General features: G+C 57.8%; 19 protein-coding genes and 1 pseudogene. 8 read left to right on the top strand and 12 right to left on the bottom strand.

The genetic code is table 11. The annotated features are described in order from the left end of the window. Positions 1–27 precede the first annotated feature (27 nt). Genes GRI58_RS07480 through GRI58_RS07470 form a run of 3 tightly spaced genes read left to right on the top strand, consistent with a single transcriptional unit; the run spans position 28 to position 3,516 of the window. Positions 28–1,245, top strand: a complete 1,218-nt coding sequence (locus tag GRI58_RS07480; RefSeq protein WP_160752963.1) for a hypothetical protein — start codon at positions 28–30, stop codon at positions 1,243–1,245. Beyond that, the gene (locus tag GRI58_RS07475) at positions 1,242–2,732 is read left to right on the top strand and encodes a GumC family protein (protein ID WP_160752962.1); all 1,491 of its coding nucleotides are present in this window, start codon (positions 1,242–1,244) and stop codon (positions 2,730–2,732) included. The genes GRI58_RS07480 and GRI58_RS07475 overlap by 4 nt, the downstream gene beginning before the upstream one ends. Then, positions 2,713–3,516, top strand: coding sequence for a CpsD/CapB family tyrosine-protein kinase (locus GRI58_RS07470; RefSeq protein WP_160752961.1), 804 nt, complete (start codon positions 2,713–2,715; stop codon positions 3,514–3,516). The genes GRI58_RS07475 and GRI58_RS07470 overlap by 20 nt, the downstream gene beginning before the upstream one ends. A 9-nt stretch (positions 3,517–3,525) precedes the next feature. Here the strand turns inward: GRI58_RS07470 and GRI58_RS07465 are convergent, their stop codons facing one another. Beyond that, complete coding sequence (locus GRI58_RS07465; protein ID WP_337190915.1) at positions 3,526–4,677, bottom strand: cell wall hydrolase; 1,152 nt, start codon at positions 4,675–4,677, stop codon at positions 3,526–3,528. Positions 4,678–4,975: 298 nt separating this feature from the next. Between GRI58_RS07465 and GRI58_RS07460 the strand changes: the two genes are divergently transcribed. Next, the gene (locus GRI58_RS07460) at positions 4,976–6,184 is read left to right on the top strand and encodes a glycosyltransferase family 2 protein (protein ID WP_337190914.1); all 1,209 of its coding nucleotides are present in this window, start codon (positions 4,976–4,978) and stop codon (positions 6,182–6,184) included. Continuing rightward, positions 6,181–7,181: pseudogene (locus tag GRI58_RS15925) on the top strand (acyltransferase family protein). Before GRI58_RS07460 ends, GRI58_RS15925 begins: the two are co-directional and overlap by 4 nt. Before the next feature lie 29 nt (positions 7,182–7,210). On the opposite strand, the gene GRI58_RS07445 reads toward GRI58_RS15925, so the two are convergent. From GRI58_RS07445 to GRI58_RS07420, 6 genes are all read right to left on the bottom strand, one after another. Continuing rightward, on the bottom strand, positions 7,211–7,795 hold the full coding sequence (locus tag GRI58_RS07445) for a hypothetical protein (protein ID WP_160752957.1): 585 nt from the start codon (positions 7,793–7,795) through the stop codon (positions 7,211–7,213). A gap of 304 nt (positions 7,796–8,099) precedes the next feature. Then, on the bottom strand, positions 8,100–9,017 hold the full coding sequence (locus GRI58_RS07440; RefSeq protein WP_160752956.1) for an EpsD family peptidyl-prolyl cis-trans isomerase: 918 nt from the start codon (positions 9,015–9,017) through the stop codon (positions 8,100–8,102). 64 nt (positions 9,018–9,081) lie between these two features. Beyond that, positions 9,082–9,789, bottom strand: coding sequence for an exosortase-associated protein EpsI, V-type (gene epsI / locus GRI58_RS07435; RefSeq protein WP_160752955.1), 708 nt, complete (start codon positions 9,787–9,789; stop codon positions 9,082–9,084). Then, entirely contained in the window at positions 9,782–10,738 is a 957-nt protein-coding gene (xrtV, locus tag GRI58_RS07430) for an exosortase V (RefSeq protein WP_160752954.1), read from the bottom strand. Before xrtV ends, epsI begins: the two co-directional genes overlap by 8 nt. Before the next feature lie 140 nt (positions 10,739–10,878). Then, on the bottom strand, positions 10,879–11,832 hold the full coding sequence (locus GRI58_RS07425) for a UDP-glucuronic acid decarboxylase family protein (protein WP_160752953.1): 954 nt from the start codon (positions 11,830–11,832) through the stop codon (positions 10,879–10,881). Positions 11,833–11,946: 114 nt separating this feature from the next. Next, on the bottom strand, positions 11,947–12,084 hold the full coding sequence (locus GRI58_RS07420) for a hypothetical protein (RefSeq protein WP_160752952.1): 138 nt from the start codon (positions 12,082–12,084) through the stop codon (positions 11,947–11,949). A 512-nt stretch (positions 12,085–12,596) separates the two neighbouring features. On the opposite strand from GRI58_RS07420, the gene GRI58_RS07415 reads away from it, so the two are divergent. Next, positions 12,597–13,616 carry a DUF1996 domain-containing protein gene (locus GRI58_RS07415; RefSeq protein ID WP_160752951.1) on the top strand — a complete coding sequence of 340 codons (1,020 nt, stop codon included), beginning with the start codon at positions 12,597–12,599 and terminating at the stop codon, positions 13,614–13,616. 179 nt (positions 13,617–13,795) lie between these two features. After that, complete coding sequence (locus GRI58_RS07410; RefSeq protein WP_160752950.1) at positions 13,796–14,035, top strand: XrtV sorting system accessory protein; 240 nt, start codon at positions 13,796–13,798, stop codon at positions 14,033–14,035. Positions 14,036–14,266: 231 nt separating this feature from the next. Here the strand turns inward: GRI58_RS07410 and GRI58_RS07405 are convergent, their stop codons facing one another. From GRI58_RS07405 to GRI58_RS07385, 5 genes are all read right to left on the bottom strand, one after another. Then, the gene (locus GRI58_RS07405; protein WP_160752949.1) at positions 14,267–15,661 is read right to left on the bottom strand and encodes an exopolysaccharide biosynthesis polyprenyl glycosylphosphotransferase; all 1,395 of its coding nucleotides are present in this window, start codon (positions 15,659–15,661) and stop codon (positions 14,267–14,269) included. A gap of 597 nt (positions 15,662–16,258) precedes the next feature. Next, positions 16,259–18,190, bottom strand: coding sequence for a CocE/NonD family hydrolase (locus GRI58_RS07400; RefSeq protein WP_160752948.1), 1,932 nt, complete (start codon positions 18,188–18,190; stop codon positions 16,259–16,261). Positions 18,191–18,255: 65 nt separating this feature from the next. After that, positions 18,256–19,278: a LacI family DNA-binding transcriptional regulator gene (locus GRI58_RS07395; protein WP_160752947.1), complete on the bottom strand. Its 1,023-nt coding sequence runs from the start codon at positions 19,276–19,278 to the stop codon at positions 18,256–18,258. A 161-nt stretch (positions 19,279–19,439) separates the two neighbouring features. Then, complete coding sequence (locus GRI58_RS07390; RefSeq protein ID WP_237452174.1) at positions 19,440–21,443, bottom strand: M1 family metallopeptidase; 2,004 nt, start codon at positions 21,441–21,443, stop codon at positions 19,440–19,442. Positions 21,444–21,571: 128 nt separating this feature from the next. Beyond that, complete coding sequence (locus GRI58_RS07385; RefSeq protein WP_160753146.1) at positions 21,572–22,888, bottom strand: MFS transporter; 1,317 nt, start codon at positions 22,886–22,888, stop codon at positions 21,572–21,574. A gap of 252 nt (positions 22,889–23,140) precedes the next feature. Between GRI58_RS07385 and cyoA the strand changes: the two genes are divergently transcribed. After that, complete coding sequence (gene cyoA / locus GRI58_RS07380) at positions 23,141–24,232, top strand: ubiquinol oxidase subunit II (protein ID WP_160753145.1); 1,092 nt, start codon at positions 23,141–23,143, stop codon at positions 24,230–24,232. The last annotated feature ends 12 nt before the right edge of the window (positions 24,233–24,244 follow it).

The raw sequence follows: 24,244 nt of genomic DNA, 5'->3' as shown, positions 1-24,244 counted from the left end.
TGCACGACGCTGACCTTACCCGCCATCGTGCATGCACAAGAGGTGCGCAAGGGAATCATCGTCAAAGTTGATGCTGAGGCTGATTCAAACCCGTTCCTGGGATATTCCGATACCGGCTCTACCGACAGTTCTTCCGACTGGGTCGGTGCCGGCAGTGTCGAGGTGCGGCCATGGCTGACCAGCAAGGGGCCCACGTCCAGCTTCAACCTGAGCGCGTTTGCGCGCGGACGTGCCTACACAAGCAAATACGGTTTCGATGATAGCTATGGCGGCAATCTAAGCGTCACGAAGCGCACGAGCGAGCGCACGACTCTGTCGGCAAACGCCAGCGTTACATCATCCTCTCCGCGCGGTCGGTATGACTATATCGGCCGACTGCCGGCATCGTTGACTCCCGGAGGAACAGGCTCCGACGTCGGTACGCCCGTTACCGACCCAAGCTTGCTGGTGCCGGGAGAAGACATCACCCTGCTCGGCCTCAGCGGTCGCACGACCAATATCAATGTTGGTGCGCAGGGAACGACCCAGCTCAGCGAGCGATCTTCATTCAACGCCAATGTCGGCTATCAGAAACTGATCGTCACCGGCAATTCTGGCAGCTCATTCGGCAACACGGATTACGACAGCGTTTCCGCAGGGCTTGGTTATACCCATCAGCTTTCCCAGCGGACACAGGTTGGCCTGACCGGCAACGGTCGCTATACCCATTACCAGGCGATTTACCCCAGTGCGACCACCTTCGGCCTGTTCGCCACGATGGATACGCAGCTCGGTGAATTCTGGCATCTGTCGGCATCGGCGGGCGTTTCTGCAACCCATTCGGAAGCTAATAGCCAATTTCCGAGCTATTCCAATGTAACGGCGGCCGGCTCTGTTTCGATCTGCAACCAGAACAGTCGGCGCAGCTTCTGCCTTTCCTATGACCGCGCGCAGCAACCCAGCGCGCTTGGTCGCATTCGCAATACCGACTCGGTGTCGGCACAATATACCCAGACAGTGTCGGATCGCGATCGCCTCAGCGCGACTGCCGGTTACACCAGCAGCAAGTCCAACGATCCGAATACAACAAGTTTCCGCGATATCGAGCTGCTCAGCTTCCGCTCGACCTTCACCCACACCTTTAGCGATCGCCTGGACGGCTATGTGTTCGGTTCGGTCGATCGTTCCTATGGTGGGTTCGTTAACGATAAACCGCGTATAGCAATCGGCATCGGCTTGACCGTGCGCATTGGAGATCACCCTTGACCGCTTATGAAATGGACGACGATGATGCGCCCGCGCCAACCGGCATGGGTGCGATCCTCGCCCAGTTGCCCATAATCCTGTGGCAACGACGGTGGTTCATCATTGTCCCGGCGTTGGTGATATTTACCCTCGCGGTTGCAGCCGCCCTTCTGCTTCCGAAGAAATACGATTCGTCGGCCGTGCTGCTGGTTCAGTCACCCAGCCTGCCGAAAGAAATCATCGGGATGCAGCAGGATGATGCTGTGGCGCAGAGGATCGCGGCCATCCGGCAGCAGATTATCAATCGCCCGGCCTTGATCGGTCTGATCCAGAGGAACGGCCTTTACCAGGATAAGCGCCAGAGCACACCGCTCTCGAAAATTGTCGAGGACATGCGCGACGCGATCACGCTGGTTCCGGAGTCGATAGATCTGGCTGGCAGCAACAAGAACCAGACAGTGTCTGTCCGCCTGTCCTATACCTACAATAATCCGGTCAAGGCGCAGGCCGTCGCTCAACAGTTGATGGAGAAGGTGGTCGAGGTCGATTCCACCACCAATACCGAGCAGTTGACCGAAACCGTTCAGTTCCTGACCGACCAGCAACAGGATCTTCAGCGCAAGATCGATGCTGCGCAAGGCGATGTCTCAGCCTTCAATCAGCGTTACGGCAGCATCCTTGCGGCGGGTTCAGCCGCCGTTATCGGTGGCTCGGGCGGCAGTTACGATGTGCAGATCGCAGGTCTCGAGCGCGAGATCTCCCAGCTTGAGGCGCAACGCGCGTCGCTTGCCTCTGCAGACACCCGCGATCCTGCGGTGGTCGCGGCAGAGGCCCAGCTGGCGGCCGCCAAAGCAATCTATACCGATCAAAACCCGGATGTGATCATCGCCAAGCAGCGACTTGAAGAGGCGAAGAAATTCGCCAAGCAGAACGTCGCCAAGGCACCGGTTGAACAGCTCAACCGACAGCTCGAATTCGACCGCACCCAGCTCGCGCAGTTGCGTGCGGCAAAGTCCAACGAGCAGGCGCAAACCTCCGCAGTGCTCGCCAAACGTGCCGAAGCTCCTGCAATCCAGGAACAGCAAGGGCAGCTGCAACAGCGCCTCCAGACATTGTACAAGCAGCTGGACGCCGTTTCCGGCCAGCTTCTGTCTGCACGTGCCAGTGCTCGCGCGGGTCAGGAGCAGATGGGCGAACGACTGATAGTCGTCGACCCCCCGGTCGTACCGGATCGCCCCACTTCGCCCAATCGCCCGCTTATCGTCGGCCTTGGCGCAGCGGCGGGTCTGGGTCTCGGCTTGCTCTTGGCACTGGCGGTTGAGATCGTTCTCCACCCGATCCGCGATCCGGCGGTTCTCGCCAGCATTACAGGATCTCGACCGCTGGCGATGATCCCTGTCGTAGGCGCTGGCGAACCACCCCTTCGCCGTGGCCAGAGGGGGCAACGCATGGGCTGGCTGAAACGCATATTTGGAAGACGTCGTAAGCATGAACTACGCAATGCCTGAGCCACTCGAAAGCGTGACATTCACCCTTCCCTCCGCCTTTGAGCGGGCCGGGGTTATCTCCTTGGGCGAGGATGTCCTCGACCGGCAGAAGATTGTCGGTTTCGACAGTCACGAGGAGCGCGCAAGGCCGTTTAACCTGCTGCGGTCGCAGATCACACGTTCGCTGGAAAGCAGCGGACAGCAGATCATCGCTATGACCAGTGCGACCCCGGCTGCGGGCAAGACATTTGTGTCGGTCAATCTTGCTGCTGCGCTTTCTCGTATTACCGGTCGTACAATGCTGCTGTGCGATTTCGATCTCCGGCGCGGATCGGTCCTCGCTAGCCTGGAGGCAGACGTTCCGTCCGATCTCTCCGCCTATCTGCGCGGTGAGTTGGACGATTGGACACAAGCTCTTTACCGGGTCGCTGACACGGACCTGTTCGTCCTGCCCTGCATAGGTGCCTTGCGCCGCAGCGGCGAATTGCTGACTTCGAAGCGCTTCGAGGAATTGATCGCAGCACTGAGGGCGTTGCCGGAAGAAATCCTTGTGATGGCTGATCTCCCACCGGTCTTTGCCAGCGACGATGCTCTACTGACTATGGAACATCTCGACAGCTACATGTTGGTAGTCGAGCATGGCCGCAACACCGCAACGCAGGTTCGCGAGACCATCGCCTTGCTGGAACCTTCGCCCTGCCTCGGCACGATCCTCAATCGCTATCGCGGCGGTTTCTTTGATGCCTATGGTTATGGCTACGGCGATCCCTATGGGATCAAGAATTATGGCAAGGAAAAGCGCTAGACCGGCGCACTAATGCGGCTGCTTTGATTTGTTGCCGCCCGTCGCAGCATCAGGCTGCGGCTGGCCGTCAACAATCAATCGCGATGACCCGCTTCCAGACTTGATCTCGCCGCTCTGCTCATCCGCACGCAAGCGTGAGGGGGTTGCCGACGGCGTAGGAGAAGCTTGCGGCGTGGAGTGCACCAACCGGCCCGGATTGGCATCCGCCGCCAGAGCCGGTGCGAGTGGTGCCACCAGCAGGCGGCTTTCCGGCGTCTGCGTCGGAACATCCGTCGGTTGTTCGGCAAGTTGGGTACCAGAACCGACGAGAGCGCTTGGCAGGATCTCATAGGCGAGATCGTAGTGCTGGTTGAATGCACCCGGCGCACCGAGCGGTCCACGCATCAGATAGAAGATATGCGCACCGATCGTCTTCACCTTGTCGAGCGACGAGGCCCAATAGGGAATAACGAAATTGGCATGATAGTGGGTCGCATTGCCGACCGCCGGATCCACCCTGCCCGATAATGCCTGAACCGCTATCTTGCGCGCGCGCTCGAAAACTGCCTGAGGCGGCACCCTCGCCAGGCTTCCGTCGCAAGTGAAGGTGAACTGGCAACCGGTCACGCGCTCGGCTCCTTGGTAAACAACCCCGCACACCGTGTCGGGAAAGGCCAGGCTATGGACACGATTGAGTACGACCTGTGCCACGGCCCTTTCGCCGGCATCGCCCTCGCTCGCAGCTTCATAATAAACCGCCTGCGCGAGGCATTGAACGGCGGCTTCGTAATGAGGATCGGCCTTGTTCGCCGGATCGATAGCCAATGCCCGTGCTGCTGGAACCTTGAGCAAGTCGTTGGGCCTTGCGGCATTCATGGCGAGCGCATCAGCAGGGGCGATGGCCTTGACTTCCGTATCGTAGATAATCTCGAGATCGCTTGCCGAGACGTTTCCTTTGGCCGCCTGCAACACTGATTTTGGAACACCCTCGCCATGGTGCGGGGTTTGCTCCGGCTGGCTAAGGACATACCAGACGCCGACCAGCATAACTGCGGCTGCTGCAATCAGCAGCGTCATCGCCACGCCTCGCCAGGGCCGCTGACGACCGGTTCGGACTTCGGGAAGCAGGATATCGTCCGCATCGATATCCACTGGGGGCATTATTTCAGTTTCGCTCGACACACTCTGGGTCCCCTCCGGGCAAACTTGGTCCAACTAAAAATCCGCAATTCCCAATCAGTGCCAACGCGTGCTTTGCGCAGCCTTCATGCTTTATCATCACTTTGGCCTTTGGCCTAAACTCTCGGTGCGCTCATGCTAAAAAGAGACACCGCACATATTTTCTTGGTTTTTTGCAGGTAGATGGGGGTGAAGCTGAAAATGAGATTGGCAAGGCCTTGGAACCACAAAGTTTATCCCGCTATGGCACGGAGATGATGGCAGCCATTTTTAACGTTCCAGCCGCGGGATCGACCCACTCGTGATTGTCGTAATTTCAATCATAGCATGGGCAATTTTGTTCCTTGCCGGATTGCCGCTGACAATTTTGTGCCTGGAACTGCTCGCAGGCCTCTGGAGTGGGTCAGGTGGCACCCTCGGCGGGACGCCCAAGTCGATTTCGGTGCTCATTCCGGCGCATGACGAAGCGACTGGAATTGCGGCAACTGTCGAGGCGCTGAAATCGGTTGCTCCACGCAACACGCAAATTCTGGTGGTGGCGGACAATTGTTCGGACGACACAGCAGAACGCGCAAGAACGGCCGGCGCCCAGGTGATCGAACGTCACGATACGGTTGCGCGGGGCAAGGGATATGCGCTCGCTTTCGGTCGCGATTATCTGGCGGAACAGGCTGGGGGCCCGCCGGATGTGGTGATCGTCCTGGATGCGGATTGCCGTCTTGGCGAAGGAAGCCTTGAAGCCTTGAGCGCTATCGCTTTGCAGCGCGGAACTCCAACCCAGGCGATCAACCTGATTTCGCCGGATCTCGGCGCGCCTCCCATGGTTCAGATCTCCAGCTTCGCGATGCTCGTCAAAAACCTGTTCCGTTCTCGCGGGATGCAACGGCTTGGGGGTGCCGCCTTGTTGACAGGGACAGGCATGGCCCTTCCTTGGCAACGGATTGCGAATGCGAAACTGGCGACGGGCTCCATCGTGGAGGATCTCGCGCTGGGAATCGAACTTACCCGTGAAGGTTATCCGCCATATCTGGTGGAGCATGCCCATGTCCGAAGTGCCCCGGCCGACATGCGAGACGCCCTGCAGCAGCGCAAGCGGTGGGAGCATGGCTTCCTCGATTGCCTGAAAAATCTTGCCCTCCCCGTCTTTTCCAAGGGGCTGAAAAGGTGGTCGCGGGCGGAGATTCTTTTGGGACTTCATCTCATGGTGCCGCCCCTTGCCCTCACGATGGCGGTTGCCTCAATGTCGTTTGTGGTGGTTTGCCTACTTGGCTGGCTGGGTGCGCAAATTGCCCCGGCTGTGATTCTCGGCATCCTGCTGGCAGTGGCAGTGGCCCTCGTGCTATTGGCGTGGTTGATCGAAGGACAGGCATTTCTCAGCGCCAAGACATTGCTGCGGATACCACTCTATGTCCTTTGGAAAATTCCAATTTACGCGAGCTTCCTGCGCAAGCCACAGGCGAACTGGAACCGTACACCCCGCCGGAACGATCAGGGAAGTGAAGACAAATGAAGCGCGACCTGATCAAACCCCTGCACGGCCTGCGCGGAATTGCCGCGCTCACCGTGGTTTTCGGCCACTACGGCATTGTCACGTCGACACCGAGCCTTGGTGTAGTCCTGTTTTTCATCCTCAGCGGATTTCTGATCGGCAAGCTCTATGTGGAGCGACCCTTCAATACGAAGGAAGTCTCAAGCTACGTCGTTGCGCGTTTTGCACGCATTTACCCGTTGTTTGCGCTGGTCGTGGTGGGCACCGGAGTGCTGAACATGGCATTCCCCAGTGCTGAGGTTTTCTATCTGGAGCCCGACCAGATCGTACCGCACCTTCTGCTGTTCGGATCGAATATGACAATCTGGACGATTTGCGCGGAATTCCAGTTCTATCTGTTTTCATCGCGATCTGGTGGATGCAGACCAAGTCGCGAAACGTATGGTGGATCATCCTGCCAATTCTCTTTGTGTCCTTCGCCTACGGTGCATCATTGGGAGCTGGGGCGGGTCGAACGGATATCTTCAGTTATCTGCACGTGTTCTCGCTCGGCCTGATCATTTCCATCTTGACGCGCGAGAGCCATCCGAAATTCGACCGAATGGCTGCGATCGGGTTGCCGATCTTCGTTATCGCCTACGCGACGGTCTATTTTGTCTATCCGAGGCTGGGTTTCACCGAACACGCTATATACGTCCATCCGTTCGTATTGCTGATCTGTGCGGGCCTGCTGCTTACTTCCCTCGCAGCCGGTGAGAACTGGGTAAATCGACTGCTGAGCCTGCCGCCGGCCATTTGGTTGGGAGAAGTGTCGTTCGGGATTTATCTGCTACACAGGCCGGTCGGCTGGGCGTTGGATGTCGAGCTTCCCCATCACCCCTTCAACAAACTTGGCGCCGTTGCCGTTACAATGATCCTGGCGCAGGTCGCGCATATGGCAATTGAAAAGCCGTCTCGCGATGCTCTCAGAAAATGGGGAGCCAATCTCATTGATCAGCGACGAATATCCAATCCCTGATATCGAACTTTAACCGCGACAAAGTTGAGTCAATCGTTCGGTGACCCGAACTTCAGATTTCTTCGGCTCATTCCGCGGCGTCCAAACAACCTGTTGCGAACGCGGCGTGCCAGAGACACGAACGTCCTGACGACAGGAATCCGGTCAATCGCCTTGCCACCCGAGACATCGCTGCGCGAGGCACGTTGTACCGATACGCGTTCGAAAACAGTCAAGAGGTCGGGATAGGCCCTGCGCATCCATACCATAGCACCATCGATGGGAGGACGGATGGTAGGGTCGTACTCAGGGTCGGCGGCCGCGATCGCATCAGGCTCGAAATCCGGCTCAAGATATCGCGTCAGATAGTCCGCTCCGATTTTGGCGGCCTTTGCCGAAAAGGCCATGAAATGCGATCCGATCAGATCGTTGTCCTTCGGCTCTGCATCGCCCACCATTTCAAAACCGCCATAGAAAATATCCCAGTTCCCCGACAAACTGGCATCGCAGATTTCGGGAACCAGAAAGTTGCAATCGTCTTCGAGGATCAAAATCGAGGCATTGCGCTCTGCCGCTTCGCGAAACAACGCGATCCTCGCGAGGAAGTTGCCATGCGAACCAACGCGCCGAAACATCCCAGGTCCCTCTGACCTAATGGCAGGAAAATAGGCAATCCGTGGATCGTTCTGCAAACCGATCGCATTGAACTGAGCATCCATTTCTCGCCGGCGATCCGTGCGCTCAACCAGATTGACCACCCTGATAAGATCGAACTGCTCAAAGATTGGCGGCTTCGAGGGCAATGAATGATCCTTTTGTTTCGGTAATACGGCCAGGCACTATTGTAAGGGCGCGTCGGAAGAACCTCTTCCTCCGGCGCGCGTGCAAGTTTCAGCCATGCCCGACAATCGCAAAATCAGGTTGCGACTTGCGGAACGACTATTTCGTTGCAGCTTTCGTTGGCAGGCCTGCGATGCCGCTCTTTTTCGCTGTTACACCTGGGACATCGCTCGAGGGTGTTTCCGGGGCACCGAAACCGGACTGATATTCGATCTTAGCGTCCTTTTTCGCCTGATCGAGCCGTTCCTTCATCTCCTTGGCTACCGTTTGTTTGACAAACATCTGGTTGGCAATCGCCTTGGCATTGTCGCCAGTGACAGGCGCCGGCTTGGTCGCCTTGATCATGACCACGGCGACTGTCGGACCGGTCGGCACGATCAGAGGTTCACTGGTGCCAACCTGCTTCATCTGACTGAACATTTGCGGCGGCAACTGGGCGCTGTTGATCTGGTTGTTGCCGCGCTGAAATTTGATCCCGAACCGATTGAGCGTCGCGACGACGTCATCCATGTTCTTGGCCGGTTGCAGTGCAGTCATTACATCCTTGCGATCAGGAGTCGGAAACACGATCTGGTCGACCAAGAAAACTGTCCGGTCAGCGAATGCCTGAGGGTTCGAATTGATGACATTCTGGATGTCTTGAGCAGACGGCTGCTTCAGATCGCGGGCAAGTTTCTCACCGAGCATCTGGACCAGCAACCCCTCATCCATCTTCTTCTTGCGCAGGACATATTCGGGTGAGGATTCGATGCCATCCTTCTTTGCCACATCGGCCAGCAACTGCCGGTCGACAACGCGATCCAGCGCCATATTCTGAATCTTTTTGCCTTCGTCGCCTTCGAGCTTGGGCGCGTTCTGCAGTTCGCCGTTGACTTCTTGGGTGGTGATCTCCTGACCGTTCACCACGGCGACAACCTGGCCTTCCGGCTTGCTATCGCATCCAGTCAGCGCCGCCAATGCAGCCAAGCTGCAGACCAAAACTGAAGTGCGCTTCCAGCTCGTGATTCTGTCGAACATTTGAGTTGACGTCATTGTGACTACCTTTCGCATCGCTCGCGAGCGATCATGAGTTGCGCCGTGATCAGGTTTTTAGCGGCGTGTTGAACAGGATATTGCGTAAGTTGGGGGGCGATTCCAGAAAGAGCTGGCGTACGAAATCCTCGAGCGGCTTTTCCACATGGCCAAGATCACCCGACAGCATCGATACCCTCACCAGCACACCGTCGGGAATAATCCCGCGCAGGTTGGCCCTCGCCACCGCCAAGCGCTGTTCAATCCAGCGTCGGGGGAAATCGTCCTCGACACGGGTCCAGTAGAGCACCACCTCGTTTCGGGTGTCGCTTCTGGCGGTAAATATCTGGCTGGGAAGCTGCTCACCATCGGGCAACGCGACATCGATGGGATCGATCGGTGATAGTGCATAACCGCCCGCCGGATAGCAAATTTCCGGACGATGCATCTGCAACACGCCATCCTGCCGGTTGTTGTAGGCAATGAGCAGCATCACCACACTGCCGTTCGGCGCCTGATAGGTACGAGTGATCAGATTGTCGTAGAGACGATCGGACAGCGCATCGGACGGTGGCAAAACCAACCCGCTCGATGTTTCGAATTCATACTGGCCGACCTTTTTCGGGATCCAGCTCTTAAACTCTTCGGTCTTGATACGCGGACGGTTGGGTGCCGGCTGGCGCGCCAGTGCGAAACCGGAGGCTGCCGCCAAGCCGAGGCCGAGCACGACCTTGCGACGATCCAAGTTGAGCATCGGCTTGTCTGGCGCATCATCCATGGAGGCGATCCTTATCGTTGCGACCGGCCTTGCGGGCGAACATTCTGGTCAGTCCCATGTCGAGCAGGAAAATAAAAAGCAGGGCCAGTATGAACATCGTCATGCCTGCCAATTCGTGAAGAAAGCCCTGCGCCACCGCTTCACCGGCAAAATAGGTCAAAAGGATCAGGATCAACACCCGGAAGAAATTCGCTGCAATCGCCACGGGAAGGACAAACAGCAGTAGAATAAACTGATGACGGCGCTCGTTCTTGTGCATCAGATAGATGTAGAACAAAGTCAACGCGGACAAAGAAACGATCGAATTGAGACCAGAGCAGGCTGCCGCCACGAGCAATTGATACTGCCCGATCTGGATGGTCACGCCTGTACCGCCGATTGGCATTCCGAACAGTTGCAAAAACGCGATCGCGGTTTTGGTGATCGCCATTTTGAGCGGCAAGGTGAGCGTGTAGATCACCGTATCGGGAGGAGGAAAAACAAACGCGAGATAGAGAAGCGGAAAGAACATCGCTCTCATAAACCGCCCGCCGACCAGACCATAAACTGCCGACAGCAGCACGCAGTACATAGCGTAGCCTTCAATTTCGACGATTTGGGTGATCCGCGCAAGCAAGTAAATCGGGATGAATATCGCCAGTAATATAGCGACGTGCCACGCCGGCGGGGCCTTGATCAGGTGACGGACACCTTGCCACTCGTGCCATAGTAACCATAGACCCGTAGCCAGGATGATCGGACCATAAGCGCCCTCCTCGGTCGACCAGGTGCTTGTGGCCACGAAAAGGAAGGTCGGCAGGGCAATAGCCAGCACGCCTGCAATGAAAACGTAATCGGCCCACGGCAAACCCGAGAACAATGTTCCAGAATCCGTAGAGGCAACGCTACCGGCAGTCGTTGCCGTGTCGTCAGGATCTACTGCCTGGCTCGCAAGATCAATCTTGTTCAATATCCATCCAAGCTGACGGCGCGCGAAATGCGCATTTCGTCTTTCCCCACCACTGCAATATCCGATGCAATAACTTGGTGGTCAAGCCCAACTCGCGCACACTGTTCCGAAACCGAACAGCATGACAAGTCATAGTTATCTTAGGAGATCTCTTTAAAATAGGCGATCGTCTTGTCCAAACCCTGTTCTAGAGCAAAATTGGGCTCCCAGCCAAACCACTCCTTGGCCAGCGAGATGTCGGGCTTGCGCTGGAGGGGATCATCCTGCGGTAGCGGGCGCTCGACGATCGTCGAACTTGATCCAGTCATGGCGATGACCTTTTCGGCCAGTTGGCGGATGGTGAATTCGCGCGGATTGCCGATATTGACCGGCCCGGGACGATCGTCTTCGGTCGCCATCAGCGCCAGAAAACCGTCAATCAAATCATCGACATAGCAGAAGCTACGCGTTTGCTTGCCTTCGCCATAGAGGGTAATCGGCTCATTCCTCAGCGCCTGCATGATGAAGTTCGAAACCACGCGACCATCGGACGGATGCATCCGAGGGCCATAGGTGTTGAAGATACGCGCGACCTTAATCTCTACGCCATGCTGGCGATGGTAATCGAAGAATAGCGTCTCGGCGCAGCGTTTGCCTTCGTCGTAGCAACTGCGAATTCCGATCGGGTTGACGTTGCCCCAATACTGCTCTTGCTGCGGATGGACATGCGGGTCGCCATAGACCTCGCTGGTAGAAGCTTGGAATATGCGCACCCCCAATCGCTTGGCGAGACCCAGCATATTGATCGCACCGTGCACCGATGTCTTGGTCGTCTGCACCGGATCGTGCTGGTAATGCACCGGACTGGCCGGGCAGGCGAGGTTCCAGATTTCGTCTACCTCGACGAACAGCGGAAAACATACGTCATGGCGCATGAATTCGAAGCGCGGATGGCCCACCAGATGATCGAGGTTGCGTTTGTCACCGGTAAATAGATTGTCGACGCATAACACCTCGTCCCCGCGCTCGATCAATCGATCGATCAGATGTGAGCCAAGAAAGCCCGCCCCACCAGTTACAAGAGTTCGCTTCCGTCCATATGCGTTACGCGCCATTTATTCCTCCGGCAGAAGCCGCTCCGAACACGAGTGCTTCATTTTTGTCAATTATCGCGAAAGCCCTGTGAAAGCGTAAAATTTCGGCAGCCTTCCATTCCAGCTAAATATCCTTCAGGCGGCGAGCGTAACGGCCATCTTATCGACATGTTCCAGCTTGTCGGCATCATAGTCTTCGCATTTTTCATTCGAACGCTGGTAGAGGTTGGCCCATGCATCTGCCTCCAAACCGATATTTTCAGCCGGAATCATGGTTAACTATTATTTAATATTTAGTTGATCTTAATACCTAGTAGCCAAAATATATGCACAAAAACGCGATCCTCTGAGAGTTTCAGACCTTATCTTCTTTCTCAGTTTTTGGCTGAATAACGTCAAATCCAAATTGTATCCTCAGCACGCCGCAATTCTGCCTTAATTGATCCCGTTTTTGTCCAAATCACATCTAGTTAACCGAGTTGTGCAGGTTAGCTTTAGGTAGTTTTTGCCATTTCAGCTTCACGGAGTTTCTCAGCGTGGAGTTAAGTGTGCGGACATCGAAAGGCTCGTTTGCGATCAGTCTGGCAGCCCTGTTGCTAAGTGGCTGTGGCGCGGAATCTGTGGGGATCCCCACCGCCTCTGCTGGGCCCGATCTTGGTGTTGCTAGCCCGACGCCTAGTCCGACCTCGACTTCGAGTCCGACCCCAACCCCGACGAGTACAACAACGACTGCCAGCTCCAGCACGTCTATCGTCGGCACGGACACATCGGAAGGCTATCCGCAAATGGATAAGGTTGCACCCAATTACGATCGCGCCTCCATGCTCCAGGCTTCATGGGGAACAGGAGTTATTCCAGGGAGTATGGGTGGCGATCCGGTCGGTGCTTTCCGTTTGATCTGTGCTCCAAGCCACCTTTCGTATGACGATCCAATTGTTTATCCGGGCCAAGCAGGCAAGAGCCACCTTCACCTGTTCTTCGGTAATGATGAAACCGATGCCAATTCGACGTACAAGAGCCTGCGTTCGAGCGGTAAAAGCACCTGCGGCCTGTTAAACCGGTCGGGTTACTGGATGCCCGCACTTCTCGACGGCCATGGTAATGTTGTGGTGCCCGACTGGGCTTCGGTCTATTACAAGCGTCTTCCGGACAGCGATCCACACTGCGCTCCCGGTGCGATGTCGGAAAAGGGATGCATCGCGCTCCCGCGCGGCCTTCGCTACGTGTTTGGGCGCACCATGCAAGGTGGCGTCTATGCCGACAATCGTCGGGACGGCGTCAACTTCGTGTGCGAATCGGCCGGTCTGAGCAGTAGCGACTTCAGTGTGGTCGCCAAGGGTTGCCCTGCGGGTGCGCGGCTCGGCGTTCAAATGATCGCTCCGAATTGTTGGGACGGCAAAAATCTCGACACGCCCGATCACCGCGCGCAGACTCACGATACGACCTATGGGAATACCGGTGTGGAGAGATGTCCGACAGGATATCCCTACATTCTGCCGACTTTCACCTTCTCGGTTTTCTTTACGGTTCCGGCTGGTGGCTTGGCCGATGCGGAGTTCTCTTCGGACAAGATGATGGGGCTGCCCGCGGGAAGCACCGTCCATGCAGACTGGCTTGGCGCATGGGATGATGACACGCTTAAAGCTTGGACCGACGGCTGCATAAACGGACACTACAGTGGGACTGGCGGAGACTTGTGCAACGGCCAGCAGATGGTTGGCGCACAACAGCCCACTTATGGTTGGACTAATCCCAACGCCGTCATCCCAGTCCCTGCAGTCGGCCAGACCATTCCGCTGACCTGAAAAGCGACCACGGTGACATCAGCATCCGGTACCCTCCTGTGAGGCCGGACGCAGTTTTTGAGCACAAGACTGTGCCGCGCAAGTGGTTCAAAGTTGAACAAGACTGCCAGCCGGGTTTGCAGTCGCTGCTGCACTACTCTAATGCGGCAGCAACAAATGCACATTAAAGGATGCCGCTTGTGGAAACGGTATATGACTGGATTACGGTATTGGGGTTTGCCGGACTGGTGACGCTGTTCCTGCAGCGCTCGTCCCTGGAAAATCCGCCGGATACCATTTGGCACTATCTGCCGCCAGCAATTGGCGCTGCGCTCACCAACTACTTCGGCAACGAAGGTAACCACATTGTCGCTATAGCCGTGGGCATAGCGTCGATCGCCTATGTGATCCTAGTCCTCAAGCCACGCATCAAGGCCTGATTCCTAGCTTTCGGTACATAATAGCGATGGAGTGCTTGGCTCTGTGATGACCGGCGACCGGTATCCGACTGGGCATTAATTCAGTGATACCCGACCAAACGGAATGTGGTAACATCCGAACAGCGATTGCCAATCAGGCTTTTGAAAACGCTGGGACGATGAAGGCAGGGACCGGTCAAAAGACACAATATCTGTGACAGCAAATATCATCAGAAATCCATATGCCCCACTTCAATAGGCGTTGGGATGGACCAGTACCCGCAAGGTCGCAAACATGATCTCCACATCGCGCCAAAGACGCCAGCCTGAGAGATATTCCAGATCAGACTGAAGCCGATTCGTGAGGTCGCTCGTCTTCTCGGTCGCGCCACGAAATCCGCGAATCTGCGCCAACCCGGTGATCCCCGGTTTCAGCGCGTGGCGCTCCCAATATCGCTGGGTGATTTCCCAGAACAGGCGATCATCGGCGGTAGATCCGAGCGCATGGGGACGCGGCCCGACGATACTCATTTCACCCTTTATGACATTGAAGAGCTGCGGAATCTCATCAATGCTCGTGCGCCTAATGAAGCGCCCGAACCGCGAAATCCGATCATCATCGCGCCGCGTCGATTGGTTACCCTGCGCATCGCTGGCGTCCTGCCGCATCGATCGAAACTTGTAGATCATGAACGGCACATTGTTGCGCCCGACCCGCGGTTGCCTGAAGAAAACCGGCCCACGACTGTCCAGTTTGATGCCAATCGCGACCAAAATCAGCAGGGGACCGAGCAGGATTACCGCTGGCAAGGCGATCGCAATATCGAACATCCGTTTCTTGATGCGATCCGCCAGACTGAGAGATCCGCGTGACACGATCAGCGTACCCAGCCCCGAAAAATTATCGATCCCGATTACGCCAACTTCATTGCGTTGCTCGACGAGCAACTCGCCCGTCGCGTTGATCGATTTGAGCAAGGTCGCCCATTGGGCCTGACGCTCCACGCTACATGCCACCACCACACGATCATAGAAATCGGTGGCCCTGGCAAACCGTTCAAGCATGGCCGGATCGCTCAGATCGGGCTCCAGTCCGTTCTGTCTGGCATCAACAACAAAGCGTGCCTGTATCTTGGGCATGGGCACGGAATCGACGATCACCAATTCGTCGAACAACACGCCTTGCAAAGCGTTTTTGACCCAGCGATGCGCAAGATATCGACCGAGCAGTGCAACCAGCAAGGTGGTCGAAAACACCACGGCGACGCCGACACGCGATATATCCGCAGCGGTCTGAGTGATAAAAAAGACCGCGAATACGATCATGAACGTCTGGACTATCGCATAGACGATCCGCCTTGCGCTCTCGGCAAAGTCAGACAGCACCTCGAGCGTGTACGCGCCCATGTTGCCCGCCACGATCACCAGAAGAGGCAGGATGACGAAGATCAGGCTGATGCCGTTGGGCGCAAGCCACGCTTCGTCGCGAAACTGGTTCGCCACCCCGAAGGCAATGATCACCGCCAACGCATCGGACAAGATCAGCCTTGCATAGAGCGAAAGCCTGGCCGTCTGACGTGAATGCATATCCCGCGCGACAATGGCGGCATCCTGCTCGTCGATTTCGAGGCTTCCGGGATCTTTCATTGATAATCCAAAGCTTGCAAGTTCATTTAAATCTATCGACAGATGCCGGCTAACCGGTCTGAACCGTTGCATCTCCAGTGCCGCATATCGATACATTCACTGTCAACAACGTGAACAATTTTCATAGAAGACATACACCACCGCGCCATTACAGTATTGTAGAATTTCGACTTCATAGATTCCGTGTTACACCACCGACGCTTGAGCGAAGATGCGAGCGCAATTTTCGAATTATCCCTCTGTTTCAACCTTGTTCGGGTGATTTCCGACATTCGTCCGTATCGTGAAATTGCTCATACACCTACTCCGCCGTTCGATCGCTGAGTAGCCAGACAAGGTTAAGATCACATTAGTGGCGTTGGCATGATCAAAGCATGGCAATGGGAGTCGTTTCCACACCGTCCCGATCCGGAACTCGCCACCTGCCGGGTGAAGCGAGATTGCCCGCTCGAAATCCGCGCCTCTCGAACTTGGCAATCGCGATCGTCAGACTCGCTGAAGCGTTACTGCATCGCCCCACTCGCGCTTCAGGCCCAGCTGCGTCGACCGGTCCAGCAAGCGGACTGCCGGTCGGAACGCAGCGACAGAAGTATGCGGTCAGTCTCCCGCCCCGCTTTTGTCGACCACCGGCAACAACACCGCACTCGCCGCTGCCCCGCCATGCTCGATACTCACTGTCGCCTTGCGATAGTCGTCCGGCTTGGCGAAGAAGATGTTCTGCACATAGGTCTGCGGATTGCGATCGTAGACAGGGAACAGGCTCGACTGAATCTGCACCATGATCCGGTGACCGGGCTTGAAGGTATAGTTCACCGTCGGCAGGCGGAACTTGTACTGCTGCACCTTGCCCGCCGGGATCGGAGAGGGATCGGAATAGCTCTTGCGGTAACGCCCACGAAAGATGTCGAGCGAAACCGGCAACTGATAGCCGCCCATCTTGGGATCTTCAGGATAGGTTTGCGGATACACGTCGATCAGTTTGACGACGAAATCGCCGTCGGTCCCGGTGGTCCTGGCAAAGATATTGGCAATCGGCGCTCCTTCGATGGTCACCGATTTGGTCAACACCGGCGTTTGATAGCTGAGCACGTCGGCCCGATTGGCCACGAAACGCTGATCCTGCACCAGCCAGGTACGCCAGCGGCTTTCATTGTCGGCCGGGATTGGCCGCGCGAGATAGGGGATGGGGCGGGCCGGGTCGGACACATAACTGTCCGATCCTGCTGCAGCCTGACCGAAACCAAGCCCCATGTCCGCCTGAAGATAGATCGGGGTCAGCGTCTGGTTGCCAGCAATTTTCCAATCGGCAAACTGGTCCCATTTGTCCGCTTGCGGATCGTAGAGCATCGCCTGCGGCAGCGGTTTTGCCGGTGCGCCATCGATCAGATACTGGTCGAAGAACGGGATAATCCAGTTCTTGCGGAATTTCCGCGCGGTATCGCCGCTCCACTTGAGTGGCCCGAGGTTCCAGCCCTCGCGATTGATCTGGCTATGCCACCATGGGCCGATCACTAGATGGTTGTTGCTGGCGTAGCCGGCTTTCTTCAGCGCCTCCCAGGCGTGTACTGCACCATAGATGTCCTCCTGATCCCACATGCCCTGGAGCCACATGGTCGGCACATTTGACGGCTTGGCTGCGACCATTTTGTCGACTGCCTGCAATTGCCAGAAAGCATCATAGGCCGGGTGCGCGACCACGCGATTGTACCATGGCAATTGCTCCAGCCCATTGGCCTGCGCCATCGCGCCAGCCGATCCCGCTTCCAGGAAATTCTCGTAATCGTCGTAGCCTTCACGCGGGATGCCTTCGCCCCCGCCCTTCACGCTCGATTGGCTGACGAAGAAATCGAGATTGCCGAGGCGAAATGCGCCATTGTGAAACCAGTCGTCACCCATCCAGCCATCGACCATCGGGCTTTCGGGCGCGGTAACTTTCAGCGCCGGATGCGGGTCGAGCAGCGCCATGGTAACCGTCCACCCGTCATAGCTCGACCCGATCATGCCGACCCGGCCGTTGGACTGCTTTACATTCTTAACCAGCCAGTCGATCGTGTCCCACGCGTCGGTGGTGTCGTCGGTCTTGCTGGGGTTGAGCGGCCCGCGCGGCGGGCGGGTCATCACATAATCGCCTTCCGAGCCGTATTTCCCCCGCACATCCTGCCACACAAGGATATAGCGACCATCGGCCCAATCGGTGTCGCCCGACCACACCGCATCCTTCATGTGCGGGCTGTTGTTGGGCGCAAAACCGCTGGCGTTATAGGGCGTGCGTTCGAGCAGCATCGGCAGATTATGCGCACCCTTGGGGATCATGATGACCGTGTGCAGCTTCACCCCGTCGCGCATCGGGATCATCACGTCCTTCTTGACGTAATCGAATGCCTCCTGAGGTTGCTGCCAATCCTTGGGTATGTCGGAGCCCGTCTGGACCATATCCGGCGTCACCTTACCCGGAGTATAGCCCGGCTGGCCTGCAGCGATCAGCGGCAAGGCGGTTACGGCGATGATGGCGGCAAGACGTGGCGACATGGTGGTTTGCTCCCTGTTTTCGCGCGCGACCGGACACCATCCGTCGCGCCGCGTAAAGGGCAAATTTACACCTTCGGCCCGAGGGCGCTTTCGCGTTCGACCAAACTCACCGGGACCCGTCGGCTCATCGGAGAATCAGCGAGCGCCATCTCGACCAGAGCCTCCCCCGCCGCGTCGAAATCCGCCCGGACGGTGGTGAGTGTGGGAAATGAGTGATTGCCTGCCGCGATGCCATCGAAACCGACCACGCCGATCTGTTCGGGACATCGCACACCGCGACGACGAAGCTGTTCGATCGCGCCGAGAGCGCTCGCATCGCAGGCGGCAAAAATGGAATCGCAGTCGATCCCGTCATCGAGGAGGAGGTCGACAGCCCGGCGACCCTGCTCTTCGCGCATCAGATCGTCGGGCGTATCGATAGTCTGCGCGGTAAGACCGGCTGCCTGCATGGCAGCGTTGAACCCCTCCAGCCTCTCGCGGAATTGCTGCTGGTACCTATCGCTCGCACCGATGAACACGGGTTTGCGGTAACCTTTACTCAGCAGATATTCGGTCAGCTGGCGCGCGCCGCCATGATTGTCGGGTCGGACAAAGGCGAGATCGTTCGACGCGCCACCCCAATAAGCGACCTTGCGCACGCCATCGTCGAGGGCGCGAAAATAATCCCACGCGGCCGCATTGGCGGTGGTCCCGATGACGATCATTCCGTCGGCCAGCCCACGATCGGGAAAATCGCCCGCAAATTCTGCTTCGCTCGCTTGATAAGACACCAGCGCCTGCAAATTGCGCCTTCCTGCCGACCTCAGCACCGCGGCGAGCACGGCGTGGGCTACCGGATTGACTGCGTCGATTGCGCCATCGAGCCGTGCGATCAGAACCACCGCAAGGCTACGGGTGCGGCCCTGCCGCAAGCTCGCCGCGCGTTCGTCGACATGGTAGTTTAATTCGCGCGCGGCTTGGAGCACCTTATCGCGCGTCGCTTCGGAGATGATCGTCGAGCCAGCAAGCGCGCGCGAAACGGTCGCCTGGCTGACGCCCGCCTTCTCGGCGACGTCGAACGAGGTGACGCGCGTGCTTTCGGTCTTCATCGCCGAATTTCCAGCATGGTGGCCGTAGTCACCGGATTGTACCCCCCGTCCAATCATGTTTTCTTGCCCAAAGGCCGCGAATTACCGAGGCTCTGTGTCACACACCGCAGGCTTTGAACAGCGCGGATCTCCGTTTCGCCACAGGCAAAGACAAGGCGACTTCAGCTAGCCGTTGCGACCAGCAGGTTGTTGGAACGATCGCGGTCGGGCAATTTATGGTCGGGGTCGACTTCGGCAGACAGAACCGTGCTGCCTGCCGGCACGAATACTTTGGTGTCGCGATTGCGGATCCAGCTTTCCACCGGCAGGCTCATATCCTCGTGCGTACCATCTGCGAAGTTGACCCGCAGCGTTGCCGGCATAACCAGCTTGTCATAGCTGCCAACAGTGATGGCCGTGCCCTTGGCCCGATGGCCATCGACCGGGGTGATGGCGTCGACGCCGAGATCGAGCGTCCAGTTGTTCGCATACCATCCGCGCCACCACCAGCTCAGATCCTCGCCCGCGCCACTGTCCATCGCGCGGAAGAAATCGGCGGGCTGTGGATGCTTGAACGCCCATGCAGCGATGAACCGACGGAATGCGGGATCGAAGCGGTCGGGGCCAAGAATTTCCTCGCGCAGCAGCCGGAGGCCCAGTGCGGATTTGAAATAGGTCACCGGATGGCGATATTTTTCGATAATCGAATCCGCTCGCGTCAGGAGAACTGGCGCGTTCGGATCCTCGATCACCGGCAGGATCTCGTCCACCGGGTTGCCGCCGCCGGGCGCGTATTCGCTATCGCGCTTTGGCCCATATTCACCGTGGTTGAAATCATCCGATTCATAGGTGTCGATGAAGGTGTTGAAGCCCTCGTCCATCCACGCATTGCGGCGCTCGTCGAAGCCGACGATCATCGGGAACCAGCTGTGCCCGATCTCGTGTGCTGTGATCCAGAAGAGCGCCTTGCCCCTGTCGTTTATCCCGTCGAACACGATGCCTGGATATTCCATGCCCGACGCGATCCCAGCGACGTTGATCGCGTTGGGCCAGGGATAGGTGAACCAGCGGCGGGAGAAATTCTCGACCGAATCCTTGAGATATTGCGTCGAGCGGCCCCAAGCTGCATCGCCAGCGCTTTCCGCCGGATAGACCGATTGGGCTAGCGCGCTCTTGCCGTCCGGCAGGTTGATGCGCGCCGCGTCCCACGCAAACGTCTTGGACGCGGCAAAGGCGACATCGCGCGTATCGTTCATATGGAAATGCCAGGTCAGCGTGCCGCCCTGCTTGGGCCGAGACGAGGCTTTGCCGATTTCCGACCGCTTGATGATGAACACCGTTGCATTGCTGTCATGCGCCTCGGCCAGCCTCTTGCGCTGGGTTGCCGTCAGCACGTCCTGCGGGTTCATCAGCGCACCCGATCCGGCGATGATCATGTCGCTCGGCGCGGTGACGTAATAGTCGAAATTGCCGTATTCGAGGTAGAATTCCTGCGCCAGATAGGGAAGCGTGTCCCAGCCGCGAATGTCGTCGTAGACGGCCATGCGCGGATACCATTGCGCCAGATTATAGACCGGGCCGTCCTTGGCCATGCCCCACGCCATACGCCCGCCCCATGCACCCGGAATGTCGAAATGCCAGGAAATACGTAGCTTGATCTGGCCACCCTTCGCAGCGAGCAGGCTTGGGAGCGTGACCCTCAGCCGCGTATCGCTCACCAGCGTCTTGGCCGGGACGAATGAGCCACCCTGCTCGATCTCGACTGAATCCAGCACGTACCCATCAGTCGTGCCGCCCTGAGGCTTCCCTGCAGCATACGCGCCCCTGCTGCCCGCGCGATAGCGGTTCTGGTCGAGCTGCAACCACAGCTCGGCAAGCTTGTCCGGGCTTTTGTTTGTGTAGGTGATGACCTCCGAACCTTTGAGCGAGGGCACCTTCGCATCCGCGTTCAAGCTCGCATGAATCTGGTAGTCGGCGCGGTTCTGCCAATATTCCGGTCCCGGGAGCCCGTTCGAAGACCGATAGACGTTGACCGCCTGATGCATGTCGAACGGGGCGAATGCGGCGACCGGATCGAATTTGTGCGCATCGGCCTGCGCGTTCGACTGCGCCATTGCCGGCAGCGAAGTCAGCAACAGTGCCGCAATCCCAATCAAATTACGCGCGGCGGTCGAGGGAAAGGCCATGGCAGTCTCGTTCTTTGCTGTTCGAAGCGGGGAGGATTTACGACACCGATGGCAGGCGTGGCCTGCGCAGCGGTCTATTTCCCGCTTCGAGCGCGCTTGTAAAGACGTGCCGAACCTCAAGCGCGAGATCAGTTGCGGCTGACCAGTTCCCGATTGATCTGGAGCGCCAGCAGGGTGAGCACAGCGCCTGATAGCAGGTAACCACCCGCCGCCAGCAGTCCAACCTTGCTCGCCAGGAGCAGCGCTGCGAGCGGAGCAAACCCGGCACCGAACAGCCACGCAAGGTCGGAAGTGAGCGCCGAGGCGGTATAACGCGACAGACCGCCGAAGTTGGCCGCCACCGCGCCTGAGCTCTGCCCGAAGGACAGGCCAAGCAGGATGAAACCGACGATCATGTACACCAGTTCACCGGTCTGCCCCGCATCGAGCAGTTGCGGGGCAAAACCGCTGAACACCGCGATCGCTGCCGCACCGACGCCGAGCAGCGTCCGCCGTCCATAACGGTCGGCCAGCCAGCCCGAAGCGATGATCGCCCCGATACCAAAGAAACCGGCGATACATTCGATGATAAGGAAGTTCGATGGCACTTCGCGGGTGAACAGGAAGATCCATGACAGCGGGAACACGGTTACCATGTGGAACAGCGCAAAGCTCGCCAGCGGCGCGAAGGCACCGATGATGATGCTGCGCCATTGCTCTTTGACAGTGGTCAGCACCGGCGCGGGCTTGAGATCGCGATTGTTGAACAGCCGCGCGTATTCAGGCGTCGTCACGATCCGCAGGCGCGCGAAGAGCGCCACCACGTTGATCGCGAAGGCCACAAAGAACGGATAACGCCAGCCCCAGCTCAGGAAATCGGCCGCCGAAAGCGTAGCGACGAAATAGGCGAACAGCCCGCTCGCCACGATCAAGCCGATCGGTGCGCCGAGCTGCGGAATCATCGCATACCAGCCACGCCGGTTTTCCGGCACGTTCAGCGCGAGCAGAGAGGCGAGACCGTCCCACGCTCCGCCCAATGCCAAGCCTTGCCCCACACGCAGGACAGAGAGTAGGATGGCCGCTCCGATACCCAATGTCGCGTATCCGGGCAGAAAAGCCATGGCGGCCGTCGAGCCGCCCAGCAGGAACAGCGCCACCGTGAGCTTGGTTGCACGCCCGTAGTTGCGATCTACCGCCATGAAGATGAGGCTGCCGAACGGTCGAGCGATAAAGGCAAGCGCGAAAATACCGAAAGACCACAAAGTCCCGGTCAATCGGTCGGTGAAGGGAAACAGCAGATGCGGAAAAACCAGGACCGAAGCGATGGCGAACACGAAGAAGTCGAAAAATTCCGAAGTCCGACCGACGATCACGCCAATCGCGATCTCGCCGGGCGCAACCCGACCGTGTGCGTCAACCGGCCCGGATCCTTCGTCGGCATCGTTCCCGACGAGATTCGCATCCATCGCCTGCCCTGCACTCATCACAAAATTCTCCAGAAATTCACTGCAGCAGCGCCATCTGCCCGCGATTGGACAAGGTCAGGCACTTTATCACCTTCGCGGCTAAATAGGTACTGGATTGCGGAAGGGGGATTGGACAAAATGTCCAATGTTGCGCTGCACCATCGATCCCTAGATCGCACGCCGATGACACGTCCAACTTTCTTCAATTCCCTGCCCAATCTCCGCAACTGGCCGCGCGTGCGGGCCACGGGTATGGCCGCAATGCTTGCGCCATTGCTTTCCGGCTGCAACGCGATCGTGCTTTCGCCGCACGGTGACGTTGCATCGCAGCAAGCCGATCTGGTGATCATCTCGACCTTCCTCATGCTCCTGATCATCGTCCCGGTGATGGTGCTCACCGTCATTTTCGCGCGCAAATATCGCGCGTCGAATGAGGAGGCCGATTACCAGCCCGAGTGGGAGCATTCGACCCAGCTTGAGCTGATCATCTGGGCGGCACCGCTCTTGATCATCATCGCGCTCGGTGCCGTCACCTGGACCGGCACTCACAAGCTCGATCCCTACCGTCCGATCGAACGAATAGCGGCGAACAAGCCGCTACCAGCAGGCGTGAAGCCGCTCGATGTCGAAGTCGTCGCGATGGACTGGAAATGGCTGTTCGTCATCCCCGAATACGGAATTGCCACGGTCAACGATCTGGCGGCCCCGATTGACCGCCCAATCCGTTTCCATATCACTTCGTCCAGCGTGATGAACTCATTCTACATTCCCGCGCTCGCCGGGCAGATCTACGCCATGCCAAGCATGGAGACCCAGCTCAACGCCGTGATTAACAAGCCCGGCACCTACGAAGGCTTCAGCGCCAATTATTCGGGCGAAGGCTTCAACCACATGCGTTTCGCTTTCCACGGTATGACCGAAGCCGGGTTCCAGCAATGGGTTGCCGAGGCGCGCCAGTCAGGGCTCAAGCTTGACCGCGCATCCTATCTCAAGCTGGCCCAGCCCACCATCGATGCGCCAGTCATGCGCTACGGATCGATCCTTCCCCAGATTTACCAGCTCGCGCTCAACAACTGTGTTGTGCCGGGCACGCCGTGCATCGCCGACCAGATGCGCCGGGACCAGGAGACGGCAGCCGGACAGACGCCAGATAGCGCCCATATGGGCGAAATGGCGATGTCCCCTCATTCCACGATGCCGGTCGGGGCAAGCCAGGATGAGGAAGCCGAAAAGCTTGCCCAGACTCCGCTCCGTGGAGCCGGGTTAACCCCACCCAGCATGCTGCCTCCGCGCCCGGTACTCGCCGAGACCCGCAGCCCCGCAAGCACCACCGACAGCCTGTGAACGAGAGTTTCG

Source organism: Qipengyuania algicida, from assembly GCF_009828025.1.
Lineage (GTDB): Bacteria > Pseudomonadota > Alphaproteobacteria > Sphingomonadales > Sphingomonadaceae > Qipengyuania > Qipengyuania algicida.
Note: the sequence above shows the minus strand (reverse complement) of the source record. Positions and strands in the feature narration are given on the sequence as shown.

What these genes read in the sequence shown, in the direction of transcription:
- GRI58_RS07470 (WP_160752961.1), top strand. Translation starts at nt 2,713, where the DNA reads ATGAACTACGCAATGCCTGAGCCACTCGAAAGCGTGACATTCACCCTT.
- GRI58_RS07445 (WP_160752957.1), bottom strand. Translation starts at nt 7,795, where the DNA reads ATGTTTCGGCGCGTTGGTTCGCATGGCAACTTCCTCGCGAGGATCGCG.
- GRI58_RS07440 (WP_160752956.1), bottom strand. Translation starts at nt 9,017, where the DNA reads ATGTTCGACAGAATCACGAGCTGGAAGCGCACTTCAGTTTTGGTCTGC.
- epsI (WP_160752955.1), bottom strand. Translation starts at nt 9,789, where the DNA reads ATGGATGATGCGCCAGACAAGCCGATGCTCAACTTGGATCGTCGCAAG.
- GRI58_RS07425 (WP_160752953.1), bottom strand. Translation starts at nt 11,832, where the DNA reads ATGGCGCGTAACGCATATGGACGGAAGCGAACTCTTGTAACTGGTGGG.
- GRI58_RS07420 (WP_160752952.1), bottom strand. Translation starts at nt 12,084, where the DNA reads ATGATTCCGGCTGAAAATATCGGTTTGGAGGCAGATGCATGGGCCAAC.
- GRI58_RS07415 (WP_160752951.1), top strand. Translation starts at nt 12,597, where the DNA reads ATGGATAAGGTTGCACCCAATTACGATCGCGCCTCCATGCTCCAGGCT.
- GRI58_RS07405 (WP_160752949.1), bottom strand. Translation starts at nt 15,661, where the DNA reads ATGAAAGATCCCGGAAGCCTCGAAATCGACGAGCAGGATGCCGCCATT.
- GRI58_RS07400 (WP_160752948.1), bottom strand. Translation starts at nt 18,190, where the DNA reads ATGTCGCCACGTCTTGCCGCCATCATCGCCGTAACCGCCTTGCCGCTG.
- GRI58_RS07395 (WP_160752947.1), bottom strand. Translation starts at nt 19,278, where the DNA reads ATGAAGACCGAAAGCACGCGCGTCACCTCGTTCGACGTCGCCGAGAAG.
- GRI58_RS07390 (WP_237452174.1), bottom strand. Translation starts at nt 21,443, where the DNA reads ATGGCCTTTCCCTCGACCGCCGCGCGTAATTTGATTGGGATTGCGGCA.
- GRI58_RS07385 (WP_160753146.1), bottom strand. Translation starts at nt 22,888, where the DNA reads ATGGATGCGAATCTCGTCGGGAACGATGCCGACGAAGGATCCGGGCCG.
- cyoA (WP_160753145.1), top strand. Translation starts at nt 23,141, where the DNA reads ATGGCCGCAATGCTTGCGCCATTGCTTTCCGGCTGCAACGCGATCGTG.